Source organism: Pseudoroseicyclus aestuarii (assembly GCF_003217255.1).
Classification (GTDB): Bacteria; Pseudomonadota; Alphaproteobacteria; order Rhodobacterales; family Rhodobacteraceae; genus Pseudoroseicyclus; species Pseudoroseicyclus aestuarii.
Genome location: NZ_QJTE01000001.1, coordinates 637,997 through 655,721 on the forward strand (window position 1 = coordinate 637,997; position 17,725 = coordinate 655,721).

18 protein-coding genes are annotated in these 17,725 nt (G+C 69.0%); 9 read left to right on the top strand and 9 right to left on the bottom strand.

Annotated elements, in window-relative coordinates; translation table 11 throughout:
• Nucleotides 1–15: 15 nt before the first annotated feature.
• Nucleotides 16–414 carry a MerR family transcriptional regulator gene (locus DFP88_RS02995; protein WP_110812940.1) on the bottom strand — a complete coding sequence of 133 codons (399 nt, stop codon included), beginning with the start codon at nucleotides 412–414 and terminating at the stop codon, nucleotides 16–18.
• A gap of 302 nt (nucleotides 415–716) precedes the next feature.
• A complete protein-coding gene (locus tag DFP88_RS03000) occupies nucleotides 717–2,675 on the bottom strand; it encodes a bifunctional 2',3'-cyclic-nucleotide 2'-phosphodiesterase/3'-nucleotidase (protein ID WP_110812941.1) in 1,959 nt (652 codons plus the stop codon).
• A 200-nt stretch (nucleotides 2,676–2,875) separates the two neighbouring features.
• Here DFP88_RS03000 and DFP88_RS03005 point away from each other — a divergent pair, with 200 nt between their 5' ends.
• A complete protein-coding gene (locus DFP88_RS03005; RefSeq protein ID WP_110812942.1) occupies nucleotides 2,876–3,886 on the top strand; it encodes an aldo/keto reductase in 1,011 nt (336 codons plus the stop codon).
• A gap of 113 nt (nucleotides 3,887–3,999) precedes the next feature.
• Here DFP88_RS03005 and DFP88_RS03010 read toward each other — a convergent pair whose 3' ends face one another.
• From DFP88_RS03010 to rpsF, 4 genes are all read right to left on the bottom strand, one after another.
• Nucleotides 4,000–4,458, bottom strand: coding sequence for a GNAT family N-acetyltransferase (locus DFP88_RS03010; protein WP_181418542.1), 459 nt, complete (start codon nucleotides 4,456–4,458; stop codon nucleotides 4,000–4,002).
• A 121-nt stretch (nucleotides 4,459–4,579) separates the two neighbouring features.
• Nucleotides 4,580–5,206, bottom strand: coding sequence for a 50S ribosomal protein L9 (gene rplI, locus DFP88_RS03015; protein WP_110812944.1), 627 nt, complete (start codon nucleotides 5,204–5,206; stop codon nucleotides 4,580–4,582).
• A 10-nt stretch (nucleotides 5,207–5,216) separates the two neighbouring features.
• The gene (rpsR, locus tag DFP88_RS03020; RefSeq protein WP_110812945.1) at nucleotides 5,217–5,444 is read right to left on the bottom strand and encodes a 30S ribosomal protein S18; all 228 of its coding nucleotides are present in this window, start codon (nucleotides 5,442–5,444) and stop codon (nucleotides 5,217–5,219) included.
• An 18-nt stretch (nucleotides 5,445–5,462) separates the two neighbouring features.
• Complete coding sequence (rpsF, locus tag DFP88_RS03025; protein ID WP_110812946.1) at nucleotides 5,463–5,816, bottom strand: 30S ribosomal protein S6; 354 nt, start codon at nucleotides 5,814–5,816, stop codon at nucleotides 5,463–5,465.
• Between the two features lie 273 nt (nucleotides 5,817–6,089).
• Between rpsF and DFP88_RS03030 the strand changes: the two genes are divergently transcribed.
• From DFP88_RS03030 to fabG, 3 genes are all read left to right on the top strand, one after another.
• Nucleotides 6,090–6,683, top strand: coding sequence for a hypothetical protein (locus DFP88_RS03030; RefSeq protein WP_110812947.1), 594 nt, complete (start codon nucleotides 6,090–6,092; stop codon nucleotides 6,681–6,683).
• A gap of 51 nt (nucleotides 6,684–6,734) precedes the next feature.
• A complete protein-coding gene (fabD, locus tag DFP88_RS03035) occupies nucleotides 6,735–7,673 on the top strand; it encodes an ACP S-malonyltransferase (RefSeq protein ID WP_110812948.1) in 939 nt (312 codons plus the stop codon).
• 63 nt (nucleotides 7,674–7,736) lie between these two features.
• Complete coding sequence (gene fabG, locus DFP88_RS03040) at nucleotides 7,737–8,474, top strand: 3-oxoacyl-[acyl-carrier-protein] reductase (protein WP_110812949.1); 738 nt, start codon at nucleotides 7,737–7,739, stop codon at nucleotides 8,472–8,474.
• A gap of 70 nt (nucleotides 8,475–8,544) precedes the next feature.
• Here fabG and DFP88_RS03045 read toward each other — a convergent pair whose 3' ends face one another.
• Nucleotides 8,545–8,772, bottom strand: coding sequence for a hypothetical protein (locus DFP88_RS03045; protein ID WP_110812950.1), 228 nt, complete (start codon nucleotides 8,770–8,772; stop codon nucleotides 8,545–8,547).
• Between the two features lie 304 nt (nucleotides 8,773–9,076).
• On the opposite strand from DFP88_RS03045, the gene DFP88_RS03050 reads away from it, so the two are divergent.
• The gene (locus DFP88_RS03050; protein ID WP_110812951.1) at nucleotides 9,077–9,310 is read left to right on the top strand and encodes an acyl carrier protein; all 234 of its coding nucleotides are present in this window, start codon (nucleotides 9,077–9,079) and stop codon (nucleotides 9,308–9,310) included.
• A 142-nt stretch (nucleotides 9,311–9,452) separates the two neighbouring features.
• Entirely contained in the window at nucleotides 9,453–11,981 is a 2,529-nt protein-coding gene (locus tag DFP88_RS03055) for a cation:proton antiporter (protein ID WP_110812952.1), read from the top strand.
• On the opposite strand, the gene DFP88_RS03060 is transcribed toward DFP88_RS03055, so the two are convergent.
• Nucleotides 11,966–12,568 (bottom strand): gamma-glutamyl kinase, encoded by a 603-nt coding sequence (locus DFP88_RS03060; RefSeq protein ID WP_110812953.1) that lies wholly within the window; start codon nucleotides 12,566–12,568, stop codon nucleotides 11,966–11,968. The two genes, DFP88_RS03055 and DFP88_RS03060, sit on opposite strands and share 16 nt — an antisense overlap.
• A gap of 177 nt (nucleotides 12,569–12,745) precedes the next feature.
• Here DFP88_RS03060 and recA point away from each other — a divergent pair, with 177 nt between their 5' ends.
• The 3 genes from recA to DFP88_RS03075 all read left to right on the top strand — a co-directional run bounded on the left by recA (nucleotide 12,746) and on the right by DFP88_RS03075 (nucleotide 16,945).
• Nucleotides 12,746–13,816 (top strand): recombinase RecA, encoded by a 1,071-nt coding sequence (recA, locus tag DFP88_RS03065; protein ID WP_110812954.1) that lies wholly within the window; start codon nucleotides 12,746–12,748, stop codon nucleotides 13,814–13,816.
• Nucleotides 13,817–13,967: 151 nt separating this feature from the next.
• Nucleotides 13,968–16,643, top strand: coding sequence for an alanine--tRNA ligase (gene alaS, locus DFP88_RS03070; protein ID WP_110812955.1), 2,676 nt, complete (start codon nucleotides 13,968–13,970; stop codon nucleotides 16,641–16,643).
• A gap of 11 nt (nucleotides 16,644–16,654) precedes the next feature.
• Entirely contained in the window at nucleotides 16,655–16,945 is a 291-nt protein-coding gene (locus DFP88_RS03075; protein WP_110812956.1) for a DUF1330 domain-containing protein, read from the top strand.
• On the opposite strand, the gene DFP88_RS03080 is transcribed toward DFP88_RS03075, so the two are convergent.
• On the bottom strand, nucleotides 16,935–17,717 hold the full coding sequence (locus DFP88_RS03080) for a metallophosphoesterase (protein WP_110812957.1): 783 nt from the start codon (nucleotides 17,715–17,717) through the stop codon (nucleotides 16,935–16,937). The two genes, DFP88_RS03075 and DFP88_RS03080, sit on opposite strands and share 11 nt — an antisense overlap.
• Nucleotides 17,718–17,725: the final 8 nt, after the last annotated feature.

The window sequence follows — 17,725 nt, forward strand, 5'->3', positions numbered from 1 at the left end:
GTTATGATGCGAGGGTCACGCCGCTTCGGAGGCGCCGGCCCTCATGGTTGCGAGGCTGCGGCCTCCCTGGGCGATCTGCTCCTCCAGATCGGCGATGGCCTTGTCGAGCTGGGCGCGCTGCGCCTGCATCTCGGCGAGGTGGGTCTGGGCAACCTCGCGCGTGCGCTCCAGCTGCACGGCGGGGCCGTCCGTGTCGTAAAGGTCGAGGAGCTGGCGGATCTCCTCGAGGCTGAAGCCGAAGCGCTTGCCGCGCAGGATCAGCGTCAGCCGGGCCCGGTCGCGCTTGGTGAACAGGCGGCGGGTGCCCTGACGGATCGGGAAGAGCAGTTCCTTCGCCTCGTAGAAGCGCAGGGTTCGCGGCGTGACGTCATAGGCATCGCACATCTCGCGGATCGTCATGGTCTGTTCGGTCATGTCTGTCGTGTGCCCTCGGTGGCCATCTTGTTGTGAGATGGCGCCACCTGAAGCCTCGAGGCAGAGCATACAAGGAAACAGATTATGGGCATGACAGTGACGCGGCGTCACGGATTTTCTGACGAAACGTCAGAGCCGGATAGGGCCGATTCGAGACATTTTCTTCCGCAGCTTTCCTTACGGAAACGGCGGCGGGCGACCCGAGGGAAGGCGCGAGAATCGGCGGCGGCAGTCCGCGGCTGCCGCCGGTGAGCGAAAGGGGGCGCCGCCGGTCCCTTGGCGGCGCCCCCCCTGGGCCTGGCTTAGAGCCGGATCACGAAGCGGGCGAAGCCGTCAGGCCCCTCGCCGGCGGTGGAGATCTCGACCCCCTCGACCGCATCGACATAGGCCGCGGCCGCTGGGCCGCTGTCGAAGAGGACGGTGGTGCCGTCCATCGGCGCGAAGCCCCAGTTGCCGTCGGCCGAGGGGCTGATCGTGCCTTGGTCGACGATGTAGCGGACGATCACGTCGCGGTTGGTGTCCGGCCCCTCGAAGATGATGGTCGAGCCATCGGCCCCGGGGAAGCTGCCGCCGCCGCTGGCGCGGTAGTTGTTGGTGGCGATCACGAACTCCTGCTCGGGATCGACGGGCGCGCCCTCGAACTGGAGGTTCACGATCCGGTTCGTGCCCTCGTTGATGACATTGCCCTCGCGGTCGAACTTCATCGGCTGGCTCAGGTCGATCTGGTAGGTGACCCCGTCGATGACATCGAAGTTGTAGCTGGGGAAGTCGGGGTTCAGCAGGACCTGATCCTCTTCGCCCGGGGTGATCTGGTTGAACATCCCGGCAGAGCGTTCGAGCCAGTCCTTGAGCTGGGCGCCGGTCACCTTCACCGCCCGCACCGTGTTGGGATAGAGGTAGAGATCCGCCACGTTGCGGATCGCCACGTCGCCCACCGGCACGTCGGTGTAATACTCCGGCCCGCCGCGGCCGCCGGCCTTGAAGGGGGCCGCCGCCGAGAGGAGGGGCAGGTCGGCATACTGCGTGTCGCGCAGCATCTGCTCGATGTACCAGGTCTGCGCGTTCGAGACGATCTGCACCGAGGGATCGTCCGCGACCAAGGCGAAGTAGCTGTAAAGCGGCGCATCGGTCTTGCCGACGGCGCGGCGGACGTAGTCCAGCGTCGCCTCGTGCTCGGCCGCGATGCTCTCCAGCACGGCCTCGTCGCTCTCGACCGTGGCCGAGACATCGCCTTCCTCGTCGCGCAGGTAGATCGGGCGCGCCTCGACCTCGCTGCCGACGACACGCCAGCCCTCGCCCTCGCGCTCAAGCATCAGGTCGATCAGGCCCATGTGGCTGCCCCAGAAGCCGGCCATGACGCCGGGCTTGCCCTGGATGGTGCCGGCGGTCGCATCGAGGCCGTCCCAGCCTTCGTAGTCGGGGCCGGGGAAGACGAGATGGCTGTGGCCGGTCAGGATCACGTCGATCCCCTCGAGCCCCGCCAGCGGCACGGCGGCATTCTCCATCATCGGCTCGTGCTCGGCAGCGCCGATGCCCGAGTGGCAGAGCGCCACGACAAGATCGACGCCCTCGCCGCGCAGCACCGGCACCCAGGCCTCTGCCGCCTCGAGGATGTCGCGCGCCTCGACACGCCCCTCGAGGTGCTTGGCGTCCCACTGCATGATCTGCGGCGGCACGAAGCCGATCACGCCGATGCGGATCGGATGCGTCTCGCCGGCGCCATCGGTGATCTCGCGCTCGACGATGGTATAGGGCGGCACCAGCGTCTCGTCCTGATCCGGCGTGGCGCCGGTGCGGGTCGCGACGTTGGCGCAGACGATCGGGAAGTTCGCCCCGGCGATGGCATGCTGCAGGAACTCCAGCCCGTAGTTGAACTCGTGGTTCCCCAGCGTGCCGGCCTCGATCCCCACGGTGTTCATCGCGGTGACCACGGGGTGCATCTGGCCCTCTTCCATGCCGCGCTCGTAGGCGATGTAATCGCCCAGCGGGTTGCCCTGCAGGAAATCGCCGTTGTCGAAGAGCAGCGCGTTGGTGGCCTCGCTGCGCACGTCCTCGATCAGCGCGGCGGTCCGCGCCATCCCGTGGGTATCGACCGCCCGGTCAGCGTAATAGTCGTAGGGATAGACGTGGACGTGGATGTCCGTCGTTTCCATGATCCGCAGGTGGGCCTGCCCGGCCTGCGCCTTCACGGAGAAGGGGTGCAGGGCGAACATGGCCGTTCCCCCGGCCAGAAAGCCTCTGCGGTTGATGATCAGCGCCATGATGGGTCCCCGGTTTGCCTGATGTCCGGCGTAGGTTAGGCGCCTTTCGTCACAGCGCAATGACCCAAGGCCTTGGGGACGCGGGTGCCGGCGCGGCAGCGCCGCGAAACTGGGCATTGCTCGACGTCCGCTGCGGCCTAGATCGGTCCTGCGGGCGGGCCGCCATGCTGCGGTCGCCCCGATTTCCGAAAGGACACGACATGCGATACAGAACCCTGGGCCGCTCCGGCCTCAAGGTCTCCGAGCTTTGCCTCGGCACGATGACATTCCACGGGCAGGGCGAGATGTGGAGCCAGATCGGCAAGCTCGACCAGTCCGGCGCCAACGAGATGGTCAAGACGGCCTTCGACGCCGGCATCAACTTCTTCGACACCGCCGACGTCTATTCCGAGGGCCGCTCCGAGGAGATGCTGGGCCAGGCCCTGCGCGACACCGGCCTGCCGCGTAATGAGGTGGTCGTCGCCAGCAAGGGCTTCGGCCCGGTGCACGACGGCCCGAACGGGCGCGGTGCCAGCCGCGGGCATATCATCGACGCCTGCAAGGCCTCGCTCAAGCGGCTCGGCACCGATCACATCGACCTCTACCAGCTGCACGGCTTCGACGCCGAGACGCCGATGGACGAGCAGATGGAGGCGCTCGACATCCTCGTGAAGCACGGCCACGTGCGCTACGCCGGCGTGTCGAACTGGACCGGCTGGCAGATCGCCAAGGCGCAGGGCCTCGCCGAGCGGCGCGGCACCGCGCCCCTGCGCTCGGTGCAGTCCTACTACACGCTGGCCGGGCGCGATCTCGAACGCGAGGTGATCCCGGCGATCCGCTCCGAGGGGCTGGGCCTGCTGGTCTGGAGCCCGCTTGCGGGCGGCTATCTCGCCGGCAAGTACACCGATCAGGACGGCTCCGAGGGGCGGCGCGCGAATTTCGACTTCCCGCCGCTGGACAAGGACCGCGCCGACGGCGTTGTGCGCCGCCTGCGCGAGATGGCCGAGGGCAAGGGTGCCAGCGTGGCGCAGCTGGCGCTGGCCTGGCTGCTGCACCAGCAGGCGGTAACCAGCGTTATCGTCGGCGCCACGCGCCTCGAGCAGCTGACCGACAACATCGGCGCCACCGACATCGCCTTCACCGACGAAGAACTCTCGGTGCTGGACGAGGCGAGCAAGCTGCCCCCCGAATACCCCGGCTGGATGCTGGAGCGTCAGGGCGGCAACGCCTGAGCCCCTGAAACAGCAAAGGGGCGCCAGACCCGGCGCCCCTTGTCTTCTCTTTCCAAATATCCCGGGGGGCGAGCCGCAGGCGAGCGGGGGCTGGCCCCCATACTGCGCTGGGTTCAGCCCGAAAGACCGTCCTCCAGCGGGCGCCCGTCCAGCCGCTTGGCAAAGAAATGATGCGTCTCGCCCTTGGGGTAGTCGGGGATTCGGCCGAACTCGGTATAGCCCTGCTTGGCGTAGAAGCCGGGCGCTTGGAACGACAGCGTATCGAGCCAGACGCCGATCTTGCCCCCCTCGCGGGCCAGGCGCTCGATCTCCTCGATCAGCTGCGAGCCGACCTTCTGGCCGCGCGCGTCTTCCGTGGTGGCCAGAAGGCTCACGAAGACCCAGTCGACCATGAAGCGCGCGTGCAGACCGCCGAGATAGGTCTCGCCATCCCAGGCCTCCAGCACCGCCTCTTCGTAGCGGAAATTCTGCCCCGCCGCCTCGGCATGACTGGTGAGCGAGCCGAGGATCCGGGCCACCGCCTCGTGCGGCTCGGTCTTGGGGAGGGGAATGGTGCGAATCTCGACGGTCATGTCTTTGGGTCCGTGTCTTTCGCCGGCGCGGGCCTGCCGCGCGGGCGCCTGAAATGAAAAGGGCCGGCCCGTCGCCGGGCCGGCCCATGCTCGCGTCGGCCTGAGGGTCAGGCCGCGGCGATCAGGACTGCTCGTCCTGGGTGTCGGCATCGTCCTGCTGCTCGCGCGGACGATCGTCGTCATCGTCGTCGCGACCGGCGGCACCGATCTCGTCGAACAGGCCCTGAATCTCGAACTCGGCAGCGGCTTCCTCTTCGGCGGCCAGCTCCTGGATCGATTTGCCCGAAGCCTGAAGCTCGGCTTCCTCGGGGCTGCGCGCCACGTTCAGCTCGACCGTGGCCTCGACCTCGGGGTGCAGAACGATGGTGACGCGGTGCAGGCCGAGTTCCTTGATCGGCGACAGCTGGACCTGCTTGCGGTCGACGCTGAAGCCCTCGGCAGTGATCACGTCCGCGGCGTCGCGGGTGGTGACCGAGCCGTAGAGCGCGCCGCTGTCGGAGGCGGAGCGGATCACGATGAACTGCTGCCCGTCGAGCTTCTCGCCGAAGGCCTCGGCCTCTTTCTTGGTCTCGAGGTTGCGGGCCTCGAGCTGGGCCTTCTGCTCTTCGAAGCGGGCCTTGTTGGCCTCGTTCGCGCGCATCGCCTTGCCTTGCGGCAGGAGGAAGTTGCGGGCGAAGCCCTCTTTGACTTTCACGATCTCGCCCATCTGGCCGAGCTTCGCGACGCGTTCCAGTAGAATGACGTCCATGACGGCCCCCTTACTTCACGGCGTAGGGCAGAAGGGCCAGGAACCGGGCGCGCTTGATCGCACGGGCGAGCTTGCGCTGGTTCTTGGCGCCGACGGCGGTGATACGGCTGGGCACGATCTTGCCGCGCTCGGACACGTAGCGCTGCAGCGTACGGGTGTCCTTGTAGTCGATCTTCGGGGCGTTCTCGCCCTCGAAGGGATCGGTCTTGCGGCGACGGAAAAACGGTCTGGTGGCCATGGCTGTGATCTCCCTTGCTTACCGGCGCTCGCGGCGGCTGTCGCGCTCGTCGCGCTTCTGCATCTGGATGGACGGGCCTTCCTCGTGCGCGTCGACCTTGATCGTCAGCACGCGCATGACGTCGTCGTGCAGGCGCATCAGGCGCTCCATCTCCTGCACGGCCGGCGCGGGGGCGTCGGTGCGCAGGTAGGCATAGTGCCCCTTGCGGTTCTTGTTGATCTTGTAGGCCATCGTCTTGACGCCCCAGTACTCGTTCTCGAGCACCTTGCCGCCATTGTCGGCGAGGACGGTGGAGAAGTGCTCGACGAGCCCTTCTGCCTGCGAGCCGGACAGATCCTGGCGCGCGATGAAGACATGCTCGTACAGCGGCATGCTCACTCCAATCATAATCTGGCGCATTTCAAAGGACGGGGGGTGAGCCTTCCGCACCCCGTCCACGAGAGGCTGCGCATCAAGCGGTCACGCGGAAGGATGGCGCCTTATACGGATCGCGCGCCGGGATGCAAGGGCGCCCGATCCCCGGCCTGCCTGAAACCAATCGCCGCAGGGGCCGGCGCGTATAGTTTGACCATTCCTTCGTCGCATTGCTGCCCGGATCGGAGGTCAGCGTTAACCATAGTGTAACAGCAACTGATGAGGGCCACGATGACTTCGTTCCCCGACGTCGGTACCCAGTTAACCGGTTTAGAGCCGCGCCTGTTCGGGCGTCTGCCCGGTGTCGATGCTGCCCCCTGGGGCTATGCCATCAAGGACCGCGCGGCGCGTCCGCTGCGGCTCAGCGCGCGCAGCCTCGCGGCCTGGGCGGTGGGCGTTGTGCTGACCGATATCGCGCTGGGGGTCTGGCTGCTCGGGCCCCTCGGCCTCGATCCCGCGCCCCTGGTGCTGAAGCTGGGCGCCTCGCTGGCTTGTGCCGCGCTGGCCTGGCAGTTCTTCGTGCTGGCCAATGCCGATGGCCCGCGCGAGTTGCAGATGGATCGCCGCAAGCGGCAGGCGCGGGTCCTGCTGCGCCGCCGCGCCGGCCGGCCCCTGGTGATCGTGACGCTGCGGCTCTCCGATCTTTGCGCCTTCACCCTGCGCCCGGTCGCGGGCTCTGGCGGCGCGCGCAGCGCCTTGATGCTGATGCCGCGCGGCGGCACGGCGGTCGAGATCCTGCGCGGCCCGACCCTCCGGCTCGAGCCGCTGCGCCTGCGGCTCGAGATGGACCGCGCGCTCTGGGCGGGGCGCCGCCCAGGCGCTTGAGCGTTCCGGCCCGGCGCGCTATCTGCCGCTCCCGAACGCAGGAGGGATCAGATGCGCGCATTCGTGTTTCCGGGGCAGGGCTCCCAGACCATCGGCATGGGGCAGGCGCTGAGCCAGGCCTACCCGGCCGCCAAGGCCGTCTGGGACGAGGTCGACGAGGCCCTGGGCGAGAGCCTGAGCCAGCTGGTCTTCGACGGCGATATCGAGACGCTGACTCTGACCCGCAACGCCCAGCCGGCGCTCATGGCGACCTCGATCGCCGCGATGCGCGCGCTCGAAGCCGAGGGCGTGGATATTGAGGCCGCCAGCTACGTTGCCGGCCATTCGCTGGGCGAATACTCCGCGCTCTGCGCCGCCGGCGCGCTGACGCTGGCCGATACCGCCCGGCTGCTGCGCCTGCGCGGCGAGGCGATGCAGGCCGCCGTGCCGGTGGGCGAGGGGGCCATGGCCGCAGTGCTCGGCCTCGATCTCGCGGCAGTGCGCCAGCTCGCGGCGGATGCCGCCGAGGGCGAGGTCTGTCAGGCCGCGAATGACAACGATCCCTCGCAGGTCGTGATCTCGGGCCACAAGGGCGCGGTGGAGCGGGCCGCCGCCCTCGCCAAGGAGTGGGGCGCGAAGCGGGCGTTGATGCTGCCCGTCAGCGCGCCCTTCCACTCGGCACTGATGCAGCCCGCCGCCGAGGCGATGCGCGCCGCGCTGGCCGATATCGCCCTGAACGCGCCCGCCGTGCCGCTGATCGCGAATGTCACCGCAGCTCCGGTCACCGATCCCGACACGATCCGCGGCCTGCTGGTCGACCAGGTCACCGGCGCCGTGCGCTGGCGCGAGAGCGTCGAGGCGATGGCCACCGCCGGCGTGACGGAGTTCTGGGAGATCGGCGCCGGCAAGGCCCTGACCGGCATGATCCGCCGCATCGCCAAGGGCAGCGAGACGCGCAGCATCGGCACCCCGGACGAAGTGGCCGAGGCCGCCGCCAGCCTGAAGGCCTAGGCCGCTGGCCCGCCGCGCGGCGGGCTGCTAAACCCTGCGCCAACGCAACGAGAAGGGGACGGCATGTTCGACCTGACGGGAAAATCGGCGCTCGTGACGGGGGCCTCGGGCGGCATCGGCGCCGCCATCGCGCGCAGCCTGCACGAGGCCGGCGCCACGGTCGCGCTTTCGGGCACCCGCACCGGCCCGCTCGAGGAGCTGGCCGCCAGCCTTGGCGAGCGGACCCATGTCCTGCCCTGCAACCTCTCGGATGCAGAGGCCGTGACCGCGCTGCCCAAGCAGGCGGCCGAGGCGATGGGATCGCTCGACGTGCTGATGAACAATGCCGGCATCACCCGCGACAACCTGATGATGCGGATGAGCGACGAGGACTGGCAGACGGTTCTGGACGTGAATCTCACCGCCACCATGCGCCTGTGCAAGGGCGCCATGCGCGGCATGATGAAGGCGCGCTGGGGCCGGATCGTCAACGTCGGCTCCATCGTCGGCGCGACGGGCAACCCGGGGCAGGCGAACTACGCCGCCTCCAAGGCCGGGCTCGTCGGCTTTTCCAAGAGCCTCGCGCATGAGGTGGCGAGCCGCGGCATCACGGTGAACTGCATCGCGCCGGGCTTCGTCGCCACGGCGATGACCGACAAGCTGACGGACGACCAGAAGTCCGGCATCCTCGGCCAGGTGCCGATGGGCCGCATGGGCGCCCCCGAGGAGATCGCGGCCGCCGCGCTTTACCTCGCCAGCTCCGAGGCCGCCTACGTCACCGGCACCGTGCTGCACGTGAACGGCGGCATGGCGATGCTTTGACCCCCGGCACGCCGAGGGCAAACGGATCAAGGGGCGCCTCCGGGCGCCCTTTTCAGTGCCTGCGGGGCGGTCAGTCCTGGCCGCCGCGGCCCCGGTCCTCGTCGGCGGGGCCGTAGGACAACCAGTCCTCGCCCTCGTCGTTTTGGCCGCTTTTGTGCAGGGCGACGGCGACCTGAGCGAGGCGCGGCAGGCCGATCCAGGCGGCCATCAGGGCGGCGGTGGTCGCGAGGGCAAGGCAAGCCCGGCCCGGGGCGGCGGCCAGAAAGGCAAGGCCGCTGTGCGAAACTGCTGAAAACATCGTCGACTCATCTACAATTTAAGTAACAGGTCAGAGCATGGCACAGGCGCGTGGGCGGTGCAGTGTCCCCCTCGCGGCAGCTCCGTGTCCATTCGACGGCCCGCCGCGCCATCATTCCGGCGCCGATCCGCCGGCTGCGCGAAAGCGTTTGCGCTGCCCGCAATCTCTGGTAAACGACGGCAGGATTTGCCGGGCCGTCCCTTGGGATGGCGTCCGGTCCGGCACCCGTACGGGGGCCGATCATCGCCCCTGACGGGGCAGGCAGAACAGGCCCCCCGGGCCGAAAAGAACGTGAGGAAATGAGATGAGCGACGTCGCCGATCGCGTGCGCAAGATCGTGGTGGAGCACCTGGGTGTCGAAGAAGAGAAGGTGACCGAGAACGCCTCCTTCATCGACGATCTGGGCGCCGACAGCCTCGACACCGTGGAACTGGTCATGGCCTTCGAGGAAGAGTTCGGGATCGAGATCCCCGACGATGCCGCCGAGACCATCCAGACCTTCGGCGATGCCGTCCGCTTCATCAAAGAAGCGCAGTAAGCATTTCCTCCCCTTCGCGGGACGATACGGCGCCTTCGGGCGCCGTTTTTCGTTTCAGGGGAGGGGAGCGCTGACGCCTCGGTGAACCCGCGGCCCGCTCTGACCTGTTCCGCCGGCCGGAATTGCCTAGTATCAGCGGGCCATGGATATCGTCATCGCCGTCGCGATCCTCGCGACATTCTTCCTGCTGATCGGCCTGGGCGAGCCCCTGGCGGCCAAGCTGCGACTGCCTTTCACCGTGCTGCTCGCGGGGTTCGGCATCGCGGTGGGCATCGGCGCGGTGTTCCTGCTGACGACGCAGATCACCGATGCGCTGAACCCGGTCGCCGAGGCGATTTTGGGGCTGCCGATCCGCTCGGGCGTGTTCCTCTACCTCTTCCTTCCGACGCTGCTGTTCCAGGTGACGCTGGGGGTGAACCTGCGGCGGATGCTGGACGACTGGGTGCCGGTCATGGTGCTGGCGGTGGTCGCGGTGATCGTCGCCACGCTGGCCGTCGGCGGCGCGCTCTATGCCACGGGCGTGCTGCCGCTGACCGCCTGCCTGCTGATCGGGGCCATCGTCTCGACCACCGATCCTTCGGCCGTCGTCGGCATCTTCCGCAACCTCGCCGCGCCGCGCCGCCTTGCGCGGATCATCGAGGGCGAGAGCCTGCTGAACGACGCCGCCGCCATCGCGCTCTTCGGGCTTTTCATGGGCTTCGTCATGCGCGGCGTCCCCGATCCGCAGATCGGGGCGGCGCTGGCGAAGTTCCCGGTGCTGTTGGGCGGCGGCGCCCTTGTCGGCTGGCTGGCCGGGCAGGCGGGGCTGTGGCTGATGGCGCGGCTGGGGCGGTTCCTGCTGGCGCAGATCTCGGTCTCGGTGGCGCTGCCCTACCTCTCCTACGTGCTGGCCGAGCAGGTGCTGGGCGCTTCGGGCGTCATCGCCGTGGTGGCGGCGGGGCTGGCGGTGAACCTTTCGGCGCCGGGGCGCCTGTCGCCAGCGGCCTGGACCGCGCTGCGCGAGGTCTGGGACCTCCTCGCGCATTGGGCCGGGGCCTTCATCTTCCTGCTCGCCGCGCTGCTGATCCCGCGCCTTCTGGACGGCGTGCGCTGGTCCGACCTCGGCCTCGTGGCGGTGGTGGCGGGAGCGGCCATCGCGGCGCGGGCCCTGATGCTCTGGGGCGTGCTGCCGGCGCTCGCGGCGCTGCGCCTCTCGCCGGCGGTGCAGCCCAGCTACCGCGTCGCGATCCTCTGGGGCGGCCTGCGCGGCGCCGTGACGCTGGCGCTGGCGCTGGCGGTGACCGAATCCCTGCGCGTGCCGCCAGACGTGCGGCGGATGACGGGCATCCTCGCCACCGGCTTCACCCTGTTCACCCTGATGGTGCAGGGTCCCTCGCTGCGGCCGCTGATCCGCTGGCTGGGGCTCGAGAAGCTCTCGCCGCTGGACGCCGCGCTGGCCCGGCAGGTCGTCGCCGTCGCGCTGCAGGGCGTGCGCGAGGAGGTCTCGCGCCGGGCCGAGGCCTACGGCCTTGCGCGCGAGGTGGTGCGCCCCGAGGCCAAGGAATTCGCTGCCCGGCTCGACCGGGCGCTGGCGGCGGCGGAAGAGGGCGAAGATATCCACGCCCGCGACCGCATCACGCTGGGGCTGATCGCGCTGGCCGGGGCGGAACGCGACCGCGTGCTCTACCTGTTCCGCGAAAGGGCGATCTCGGCGCGCATGGCCGAACGCGCCCTCGCCAATAGCGACCGGCTGATCGAGGGCGCGCGCAGCGGCGGGCGGCTGGGCTACAACCGTGCCGCCCGCCGCAGCCTGGGGCAGGGCGGCGCCTATGGTCTTGCCGCCCTGCTGCACACCCGCGCCCGGCTGTCGCGCCCGCTGGCCCGCGCCGCCGCCGACCGCTTCGAAAGCCTGCTGACGCAGCAGCTGATCCTGACCGCGCTGCCCGAGTTCATCGAATCGCGCATCCGCCGCATCCATGGCCGCCGCGTGGCAGAGCTACTGCGCGAGCTGCTTGAACGCCGCTCCGAAGAGATCGCGCGCGCCCTCGCCGGTCTGCGCCTGCAATTTCCGGGTTACGCCGAGGAGCTTGAGCGGCGGTTCCTGCGCCGCACCGCGCTGCGGATCGAGGAACGGGAATACGACCTGCTGCTGGGCGACGGGCTGATCGGCCCCGAGCTGCACGCCACGCTCAGCGGCGCGCTCGACCGGCGCCGCGGCGCCGCGGAAGAGCGGCCGCCGCTGGATCTCGCGCTGCAGAAGGCCGATCTCGTGGCGCAGTTCCCGCTTTTCGCCGATCTGCCGCCCGCCTCGCGGCGCGGCCTCGCGCGGGCCGTCGTGACCCGGTTCGTCGCCCCCGGAGAGGTGCTGCAGCGGCGGGACGAGGCGGTGACCTCGGTCAGCTTCATCGCCAGCGGCGCGGTCGAGGCCGAGCGGGCGGGCAACAAGGTCCGCCTTGGCCGCGGCGAGATGTTCGGCCAGCTCGCGCTGCTCAGCCGGACGCCGCGGCGGGCCGACGTGCGCGCGTTGACCCATGGCGTCGTGCTGCAGCTCGACGAGGCGCGGTTCCTGCGGCTCCTGCGCCGCAGCAGCAAGCTGCGCCGCGCCGTGCGCGACAGCGCGGTCAAGCGCGGCGCTCCCGCAGATCTCGTCGCGACGCTTGGTGCGCCCGAGGCGGATCAGGACACGGGCTGACAGGCGGCACGCCAGGCCTCGAATTCTTCCGGGCGGCGGCGATGCAGCCGCGCCAGAACGCCCTGCGGCAGTTCCAGCGGCATCGGGGGCGAGACGTTCAGCCGCTGCAGCTTCGGCAGCGGGCCTAGCCGGTCTTCGAGAAACCGCATGAGCTCGGGCATCCGGTCGTGGCGGAACAGATGCGTCACGCCGATGCCCTCCGCGCCCGCGATGAAACGGGCCTGACTGCCGACACCGGCATGGGGCGGCGGCCTGGCGCGCGCATAGTCCGAGACGAATTGCGCAAAATCGACATCGGCGGTGCTGGCGGGCGTGCCGGCGAGATCGGCCCGCCGGCGATAGCGCCACCAGCTGCCCAGCCAATCCACCGGCTCGCGCAGGACGGCCAGCGTCTCGAACCCCTCGGCGCCGACCTGCCGCAGCATGGGCTCGACGAACCGGCGATAGCGGTAGAGCGGCGCATGCTTGATCTGCGGCGGATCGCGCAGCACCAGCCCGGCCCGCGGCGCCAGCGCGGCCTCGAGCGCGGTGGTGCCGGTCTTGGGCACGGCGAGCAGGACCAGGCGCTCCTTGACGAAAATCAGCATGACCCGTTTTCGTCTGCGGGCGTAAACGCTTCATTAACTGCCGTAGTCGAAAGCTGGATCGCGTAAAGGGACTTGAAGTGTTCTCCTTTTGGCCTCATATCTCGGTGCAGAGAACAAGAGGCGAACGAAGCAGCGATTGCCGCCCCGCCCGCGGTGTGGAATAAGGAGCCGATTTTCATGGCAACGGCAGATCTTCTCCAGATGACGGACAAGCGGACAGCGGACCGGCAGAAGGCGCTCGACTCGGCGCTTGCGCAGATCGAACGGCAGTTCGGCAAGGGCTCCATCATGCGGCTCGGCGGCGAGCACCAGATGGCCGATATCGAGGCGACCTCGACCGGCTCTCTGGGCCTCGACATCGCGCTCGGCATCGGCGGCCTGCCGAAAGGGCGGATCATCGAGATCTACGGCCCCGAAAGCTCGGGCAAGACGACGCTGACCCTGCATGCCGTCGCCGAAGAGCAGAAGAAGGGCGGCGTCTGCGCCTTCGTCGACGCCGAACACGCGCTCGACCCGCAATATGCCAAGAAGCTGGGCGTGAACCTCGACGAGCTGCTGATCTCGCAGCCCGACACCGGGGAGCAGGCGCTGGAGATCGTCGATACCCTTGTGCGCTCCGGCGCGGTCAGCATGGTGGTGGTCGACAGCGTCGCCGCCCTGACCCCCAAGAGCGAGCTCGAGGGCGACATGGGCGACAGCTCCGTCGGTGTTCATGCCCGCCTGATGAGCCAGGCGATGCGCAAGCTGACCGGCTCAATCAGCCGCTCCAAGTGCATGGTCGTCTTCATCAACCAGATCCGGATGAAGATCGGCGTCATGTTCGGCAGCCCCGAAACGACGACGGGCGGCAACGCGCTGAAGTTCTATTCCTCCGTCCGTCTCGACATCCGCCGGATTGGCGCGATCAAGGACCGCGACGAGGTCGTCGGCAACGCCACCCGCGTCAAGGTCGTCAAGAACAAGGTCGCGCCGCCCTTCAAGCAGGTCGAGTTCGACATCATGTACGGCGAGGGCATCTCCAAGACCGGAGAGTTGCTGGATCTGGGCGTGAAGGCCGGGGTGGTCGAAAAATCCGGCTCCTGGTTCTCCTATGGCGATCAGCGGATCGGGCAGGGGCGCGAGAACGCCAAGCAGTTCCTCAAGGACAACGTCGATATCGCCTCGCAGATCGAGGACAAGATCCGCGCGGCCCACGGCCTCGATTTCCACATGACCGAGGAAGACAAGGACGAGGTTCTGGACGAATAGTCCGGGCGTCGGTCCGGATCGGTCCGTCAGGGGCCGGGGCGGTGACGCCCCGGCCCCTTTGTCATCTGCGTGGGCGAGACGCTGCGATCCCTTTACGCCCTGCTGCGGCAGGGCTAGGACTGCCCGGCCTGTTGCCTGACCTGAGGACCCCATGACCAGCCTCGCCGATATCCGATCGACCTTCCTCGACTACTTCGAACGCAACGGGCATGCGCGCGTCGCCTCCAGCCCGCTGGTGCCGCGGAACGATCCGACGCTGATGTTCGCCAATTCGGGCATGGTGCAGTTCAAGAACGTCTTCACCGGCGTCGAGAAGCGCGACTACAGCCGCGCGACGACGGCGCAGAAATGCGTCCGCGCGGGCGGCAAGCACAACGATCTCGACAATGTCGGCTATACCGCCCGGCATCACACCTTTTTCGAGATGCTCGGCAACTTCAGCTTCCAGGACTACTTCAAGGAACAGGCGATCAGCCACGCCTGGGACCTGCTGACCCGGGACCTGGGGCTGAACAAGGACAAGCTGCTCGTCACCGTCTACCACACCGACGACGAGGCCGCGGCGCTGTGGAAGAAGATCGCCGGCCTGCCGGACGAGAAGATCATCCGCCTCGCCGACAAGCCCGACGGCAGCAGCGACAACTTCTGGATGATGGGGCCGACCGGGCCCTGCGGCCCCTCGTCGGAGATCTTCTACGACCACGGCGATCACATCTGGGGCGGCCCGCCGGGATCGGCGGAAGAGGACGGCGACCGCTTCATCGAGATCTGGAACCTCGTCTTCATGCAGTTCGAGCAGTTCGAGGACGGCACGCGCCGCCCGCTCGACCAGCCCTCGATCGACACCGGCATGGGGCTGGAGCGGATCGGCGCGCTGCTGCAGGGCAAGCACGACAACTACGACACCGACCTGATGCGGAGCCTGATCGAGGCCTCGGCCCATGCCACCAGCTCTGACCCCGACGGGCCGGGCAAGGTGCATCATCGCGTGGTCGCCGATCACCTGCGCTCGACCTCCTTCCTGATCGCCGATGGCGTCATGCCGGGCAACGAGGGGCGCGGCTACGTGCTGCGCCGGATCATGCGCCGCGCGATGCGGCACGCGCATCTTCTGGGCGCGCAGGACCCGCTGATGTACCGGCTGGTCCCGGCGCTGGTCGGCGAGATGGGCGCGGCCTATCCCGAGCTGGGCGAGGCCCGCGCGCTGATCGAAGAGACGCTGCGCGCCGAGGAGACCAAGTTCCGCCAGACGCTGGACCGCGGGTTGCGCCTTCTGGACGAAGAGCTCGCGCAGCTGCCCGAAGGGGCCAATCTGCCGGGCGAGGCGGCCTTCAAGCTCTATGATACCTACGGCTTCCCGCTGGATCTGACGCAGGATGCCCTGCGCGAAATGGACCGCAGCGTCGATACCGCCGGCTTCGATGCCGCCATGGCCGAGCAGAAGGCCAAGGCCCGCGCCGCCTGGGCCGGCTCGGGCGAGCAGGCCGATGCCGCCGTCTACTTCGACATCGCAGACACCCACGGCGCGACCGAGTTCCTCGGCTACGACGATGAGCAGGCGCATGGCCAGGTCCTCGCGATGCTGAAGGGCGGCGAGCGGGTCGAGACCGCGCAGGAAGGCGACGAGGTCCAGGTCGTGCTGAACCAGACGCCCTTCTACGGCGAAAGCGGTGGTCAGGTCGGCGACACCGGCACGCTGACGACCGACAGCGGCATGATCCGCATCAGCGACACCCGCAAGATCGCCGGGCTGCACCTGCACATCGGCACGGTGACGAAGGGCCAGGTGGAGCGCGGGCAAGGCGCGGAGCTGACCGTCGATCACGCGCGCCGCAGCGACATCCGCGCCAACCACTCGGCCACGCACCTTCTGAACGAGGCGCTGCGCCGCGCCCTTGGCGCCCATGTCGCGCAGCGTGGCTCGCTCAATGCGCCGGACCGCCTGCGTTTCGACTTCAGCCACGGGCAGGCGCTGAGCCGCGAGGACCTGGCCCGCGTCGAGGAAGAGGTGAACGACCTCATCCGCCAGAACGGCAGCGTCGAGACGCGGCTGATGGCCCCCGACGATGCCAAGGCCCTCGGCGCACAGGCGCTGTTCGGCGAGAAATACGGCGACGAGGTCCGCGTGGTCTCGATGGGCCGGATGGATGGCACCGGGAAGGGCGGCTCGGGCGATGTCTACTCGGTCGAGCTTTGCGGCGGCACCCATGTGCGCAGCCTTGGCGAGATCGGACCCTTCGTGATCCTTGGTGACAGCGCGTCGTCTTCCGGCGTGCGCCGGATCGAGGCGCTGACGGGCTGCGCCGCGCTGCGCCACCTCGCCGGCAAGGCCGAGTCGCTGGATGCCGTCGCGCAGATGCTGAAGACCGCGCCCGCCGATGTGCTCGACCGGGTCAAGGCGCTGACGGAAGAACGCCGCGCCCTGACCAACGAGGTCGCGCAGCTGCGCCGCGAGCTGGCGCTTGGCGGCGGCAAGGGCGGCGCGGCGGAGGTGCGGCAGGTCAACGGCCTGGCCTTCCAGGCGCAGGTCCTGCCCGGCGTCACCGGCAAGGAGCTTCCCGGCCTGATCGACGAGATCAAGGGCCAGATCGGCACCGGCGCCGTGCTGCTGATCGCCGATACCGGCGGCAAGGCGGCTGTCGCGGCGGGTGTGACCGAGGATCTGAAGGATCGTCTTTCGGCGGTGGATCTTCTGCGCGCCGCGGTCGCCGAACTGGGCGGCAAGGGCGGCGGCGGCCGGCCAGACATGGCCCAGGGCGGCGCGGCCAGCGCCGAGAACGCGGAGGCGGCCTTTGCCGCCGCCGCCAGCATCATCGAGAACCTGTAAGGGAGGGGCCCATGCCCGCAGCACTCTGGATCGCCCATAGCCGCGTCAGCGACGATGCCGCCTACGGCGAATACGCCAAGCGCGCCACCGGCGCGATCGAGGCTCATGGCGGCAGCTTCATCGCCCGCGGCGGGCGTTACGTCCAGCTCGAGGGGCAGGACAGCCCGCGAAACGTGGTGATCCGCTTCGCCTCGCTCGAGGCGGCGCAGGCCTGCTACGACAGTGCCGAGTACCAAGAGGCGCTGAGCTACGCCAAGGGCGCGGCAGAGCGCGACGTGGTGATCGTCGAGATCAACGACTGAAGCGCGGGCCGTTTCTCTCCGGGGGCGCGATGACCTCGCGCCCCTGATCCGTCAGGCGCCAGGCCTCGCGCCCCTCGATCACGGCAGCGGTCAGCGGCCCGCCGAAGGGGGCGCCGGTGTCCAGCGCGAGCCGGTTGCCGAAGTGCACCGGATCATCGCCGACGACCGTGTGCCCGTGCACCACAAGCCAGGGGAAAGGCTCCGGGTCCGAGAGGAAGGGCTCGCGCAGCCAGATCAGCTCGTTCGGATCCTGATCCTCGATCGCCACTCCGCGCCGCACACCCGCATGGACGAAGACGCAATCGCCGCGCCGGTGCCAGTAGGGGCGGGCGCGCAGGAAGTCGACATGCGCCTGCGGCACCGCCTCGTGCGCCGCGCGGTGAAGGGCGGGCAGGTCCAGCCGCGACCAGCCCAGCCGCGGCACGGTGACGCCATAGCTGCGCAACGTCTCGGATCCGCCCCAGGCCTTGCTGAGCCAAGTCTCGTCCTCGGGCAGGACGGGGTTGGGGCGCGCGGGGTCCAGGACGAACTGCAGGAAGGTCTCGTCATGGTTGCCGCGGATCACGAGCCAGGGCTCGCCCCGCGCAATCCCCTCGATCAGGTAGTCGATGACGCCGCGGCTTTCGGGGCCGCGATCCGTCAGGTCGCCCAGGTGGATGACCGGGGCTGCGGCATCGCCGCAGCGCGCCCGGTCGGCGGCGATCCGGTCGTGCGCCGCGCGCAGCTTGTCCAGATGGCCGTGAATGTCGCCGATGGCGTAGCTTCGTTCCATGCCCGCCA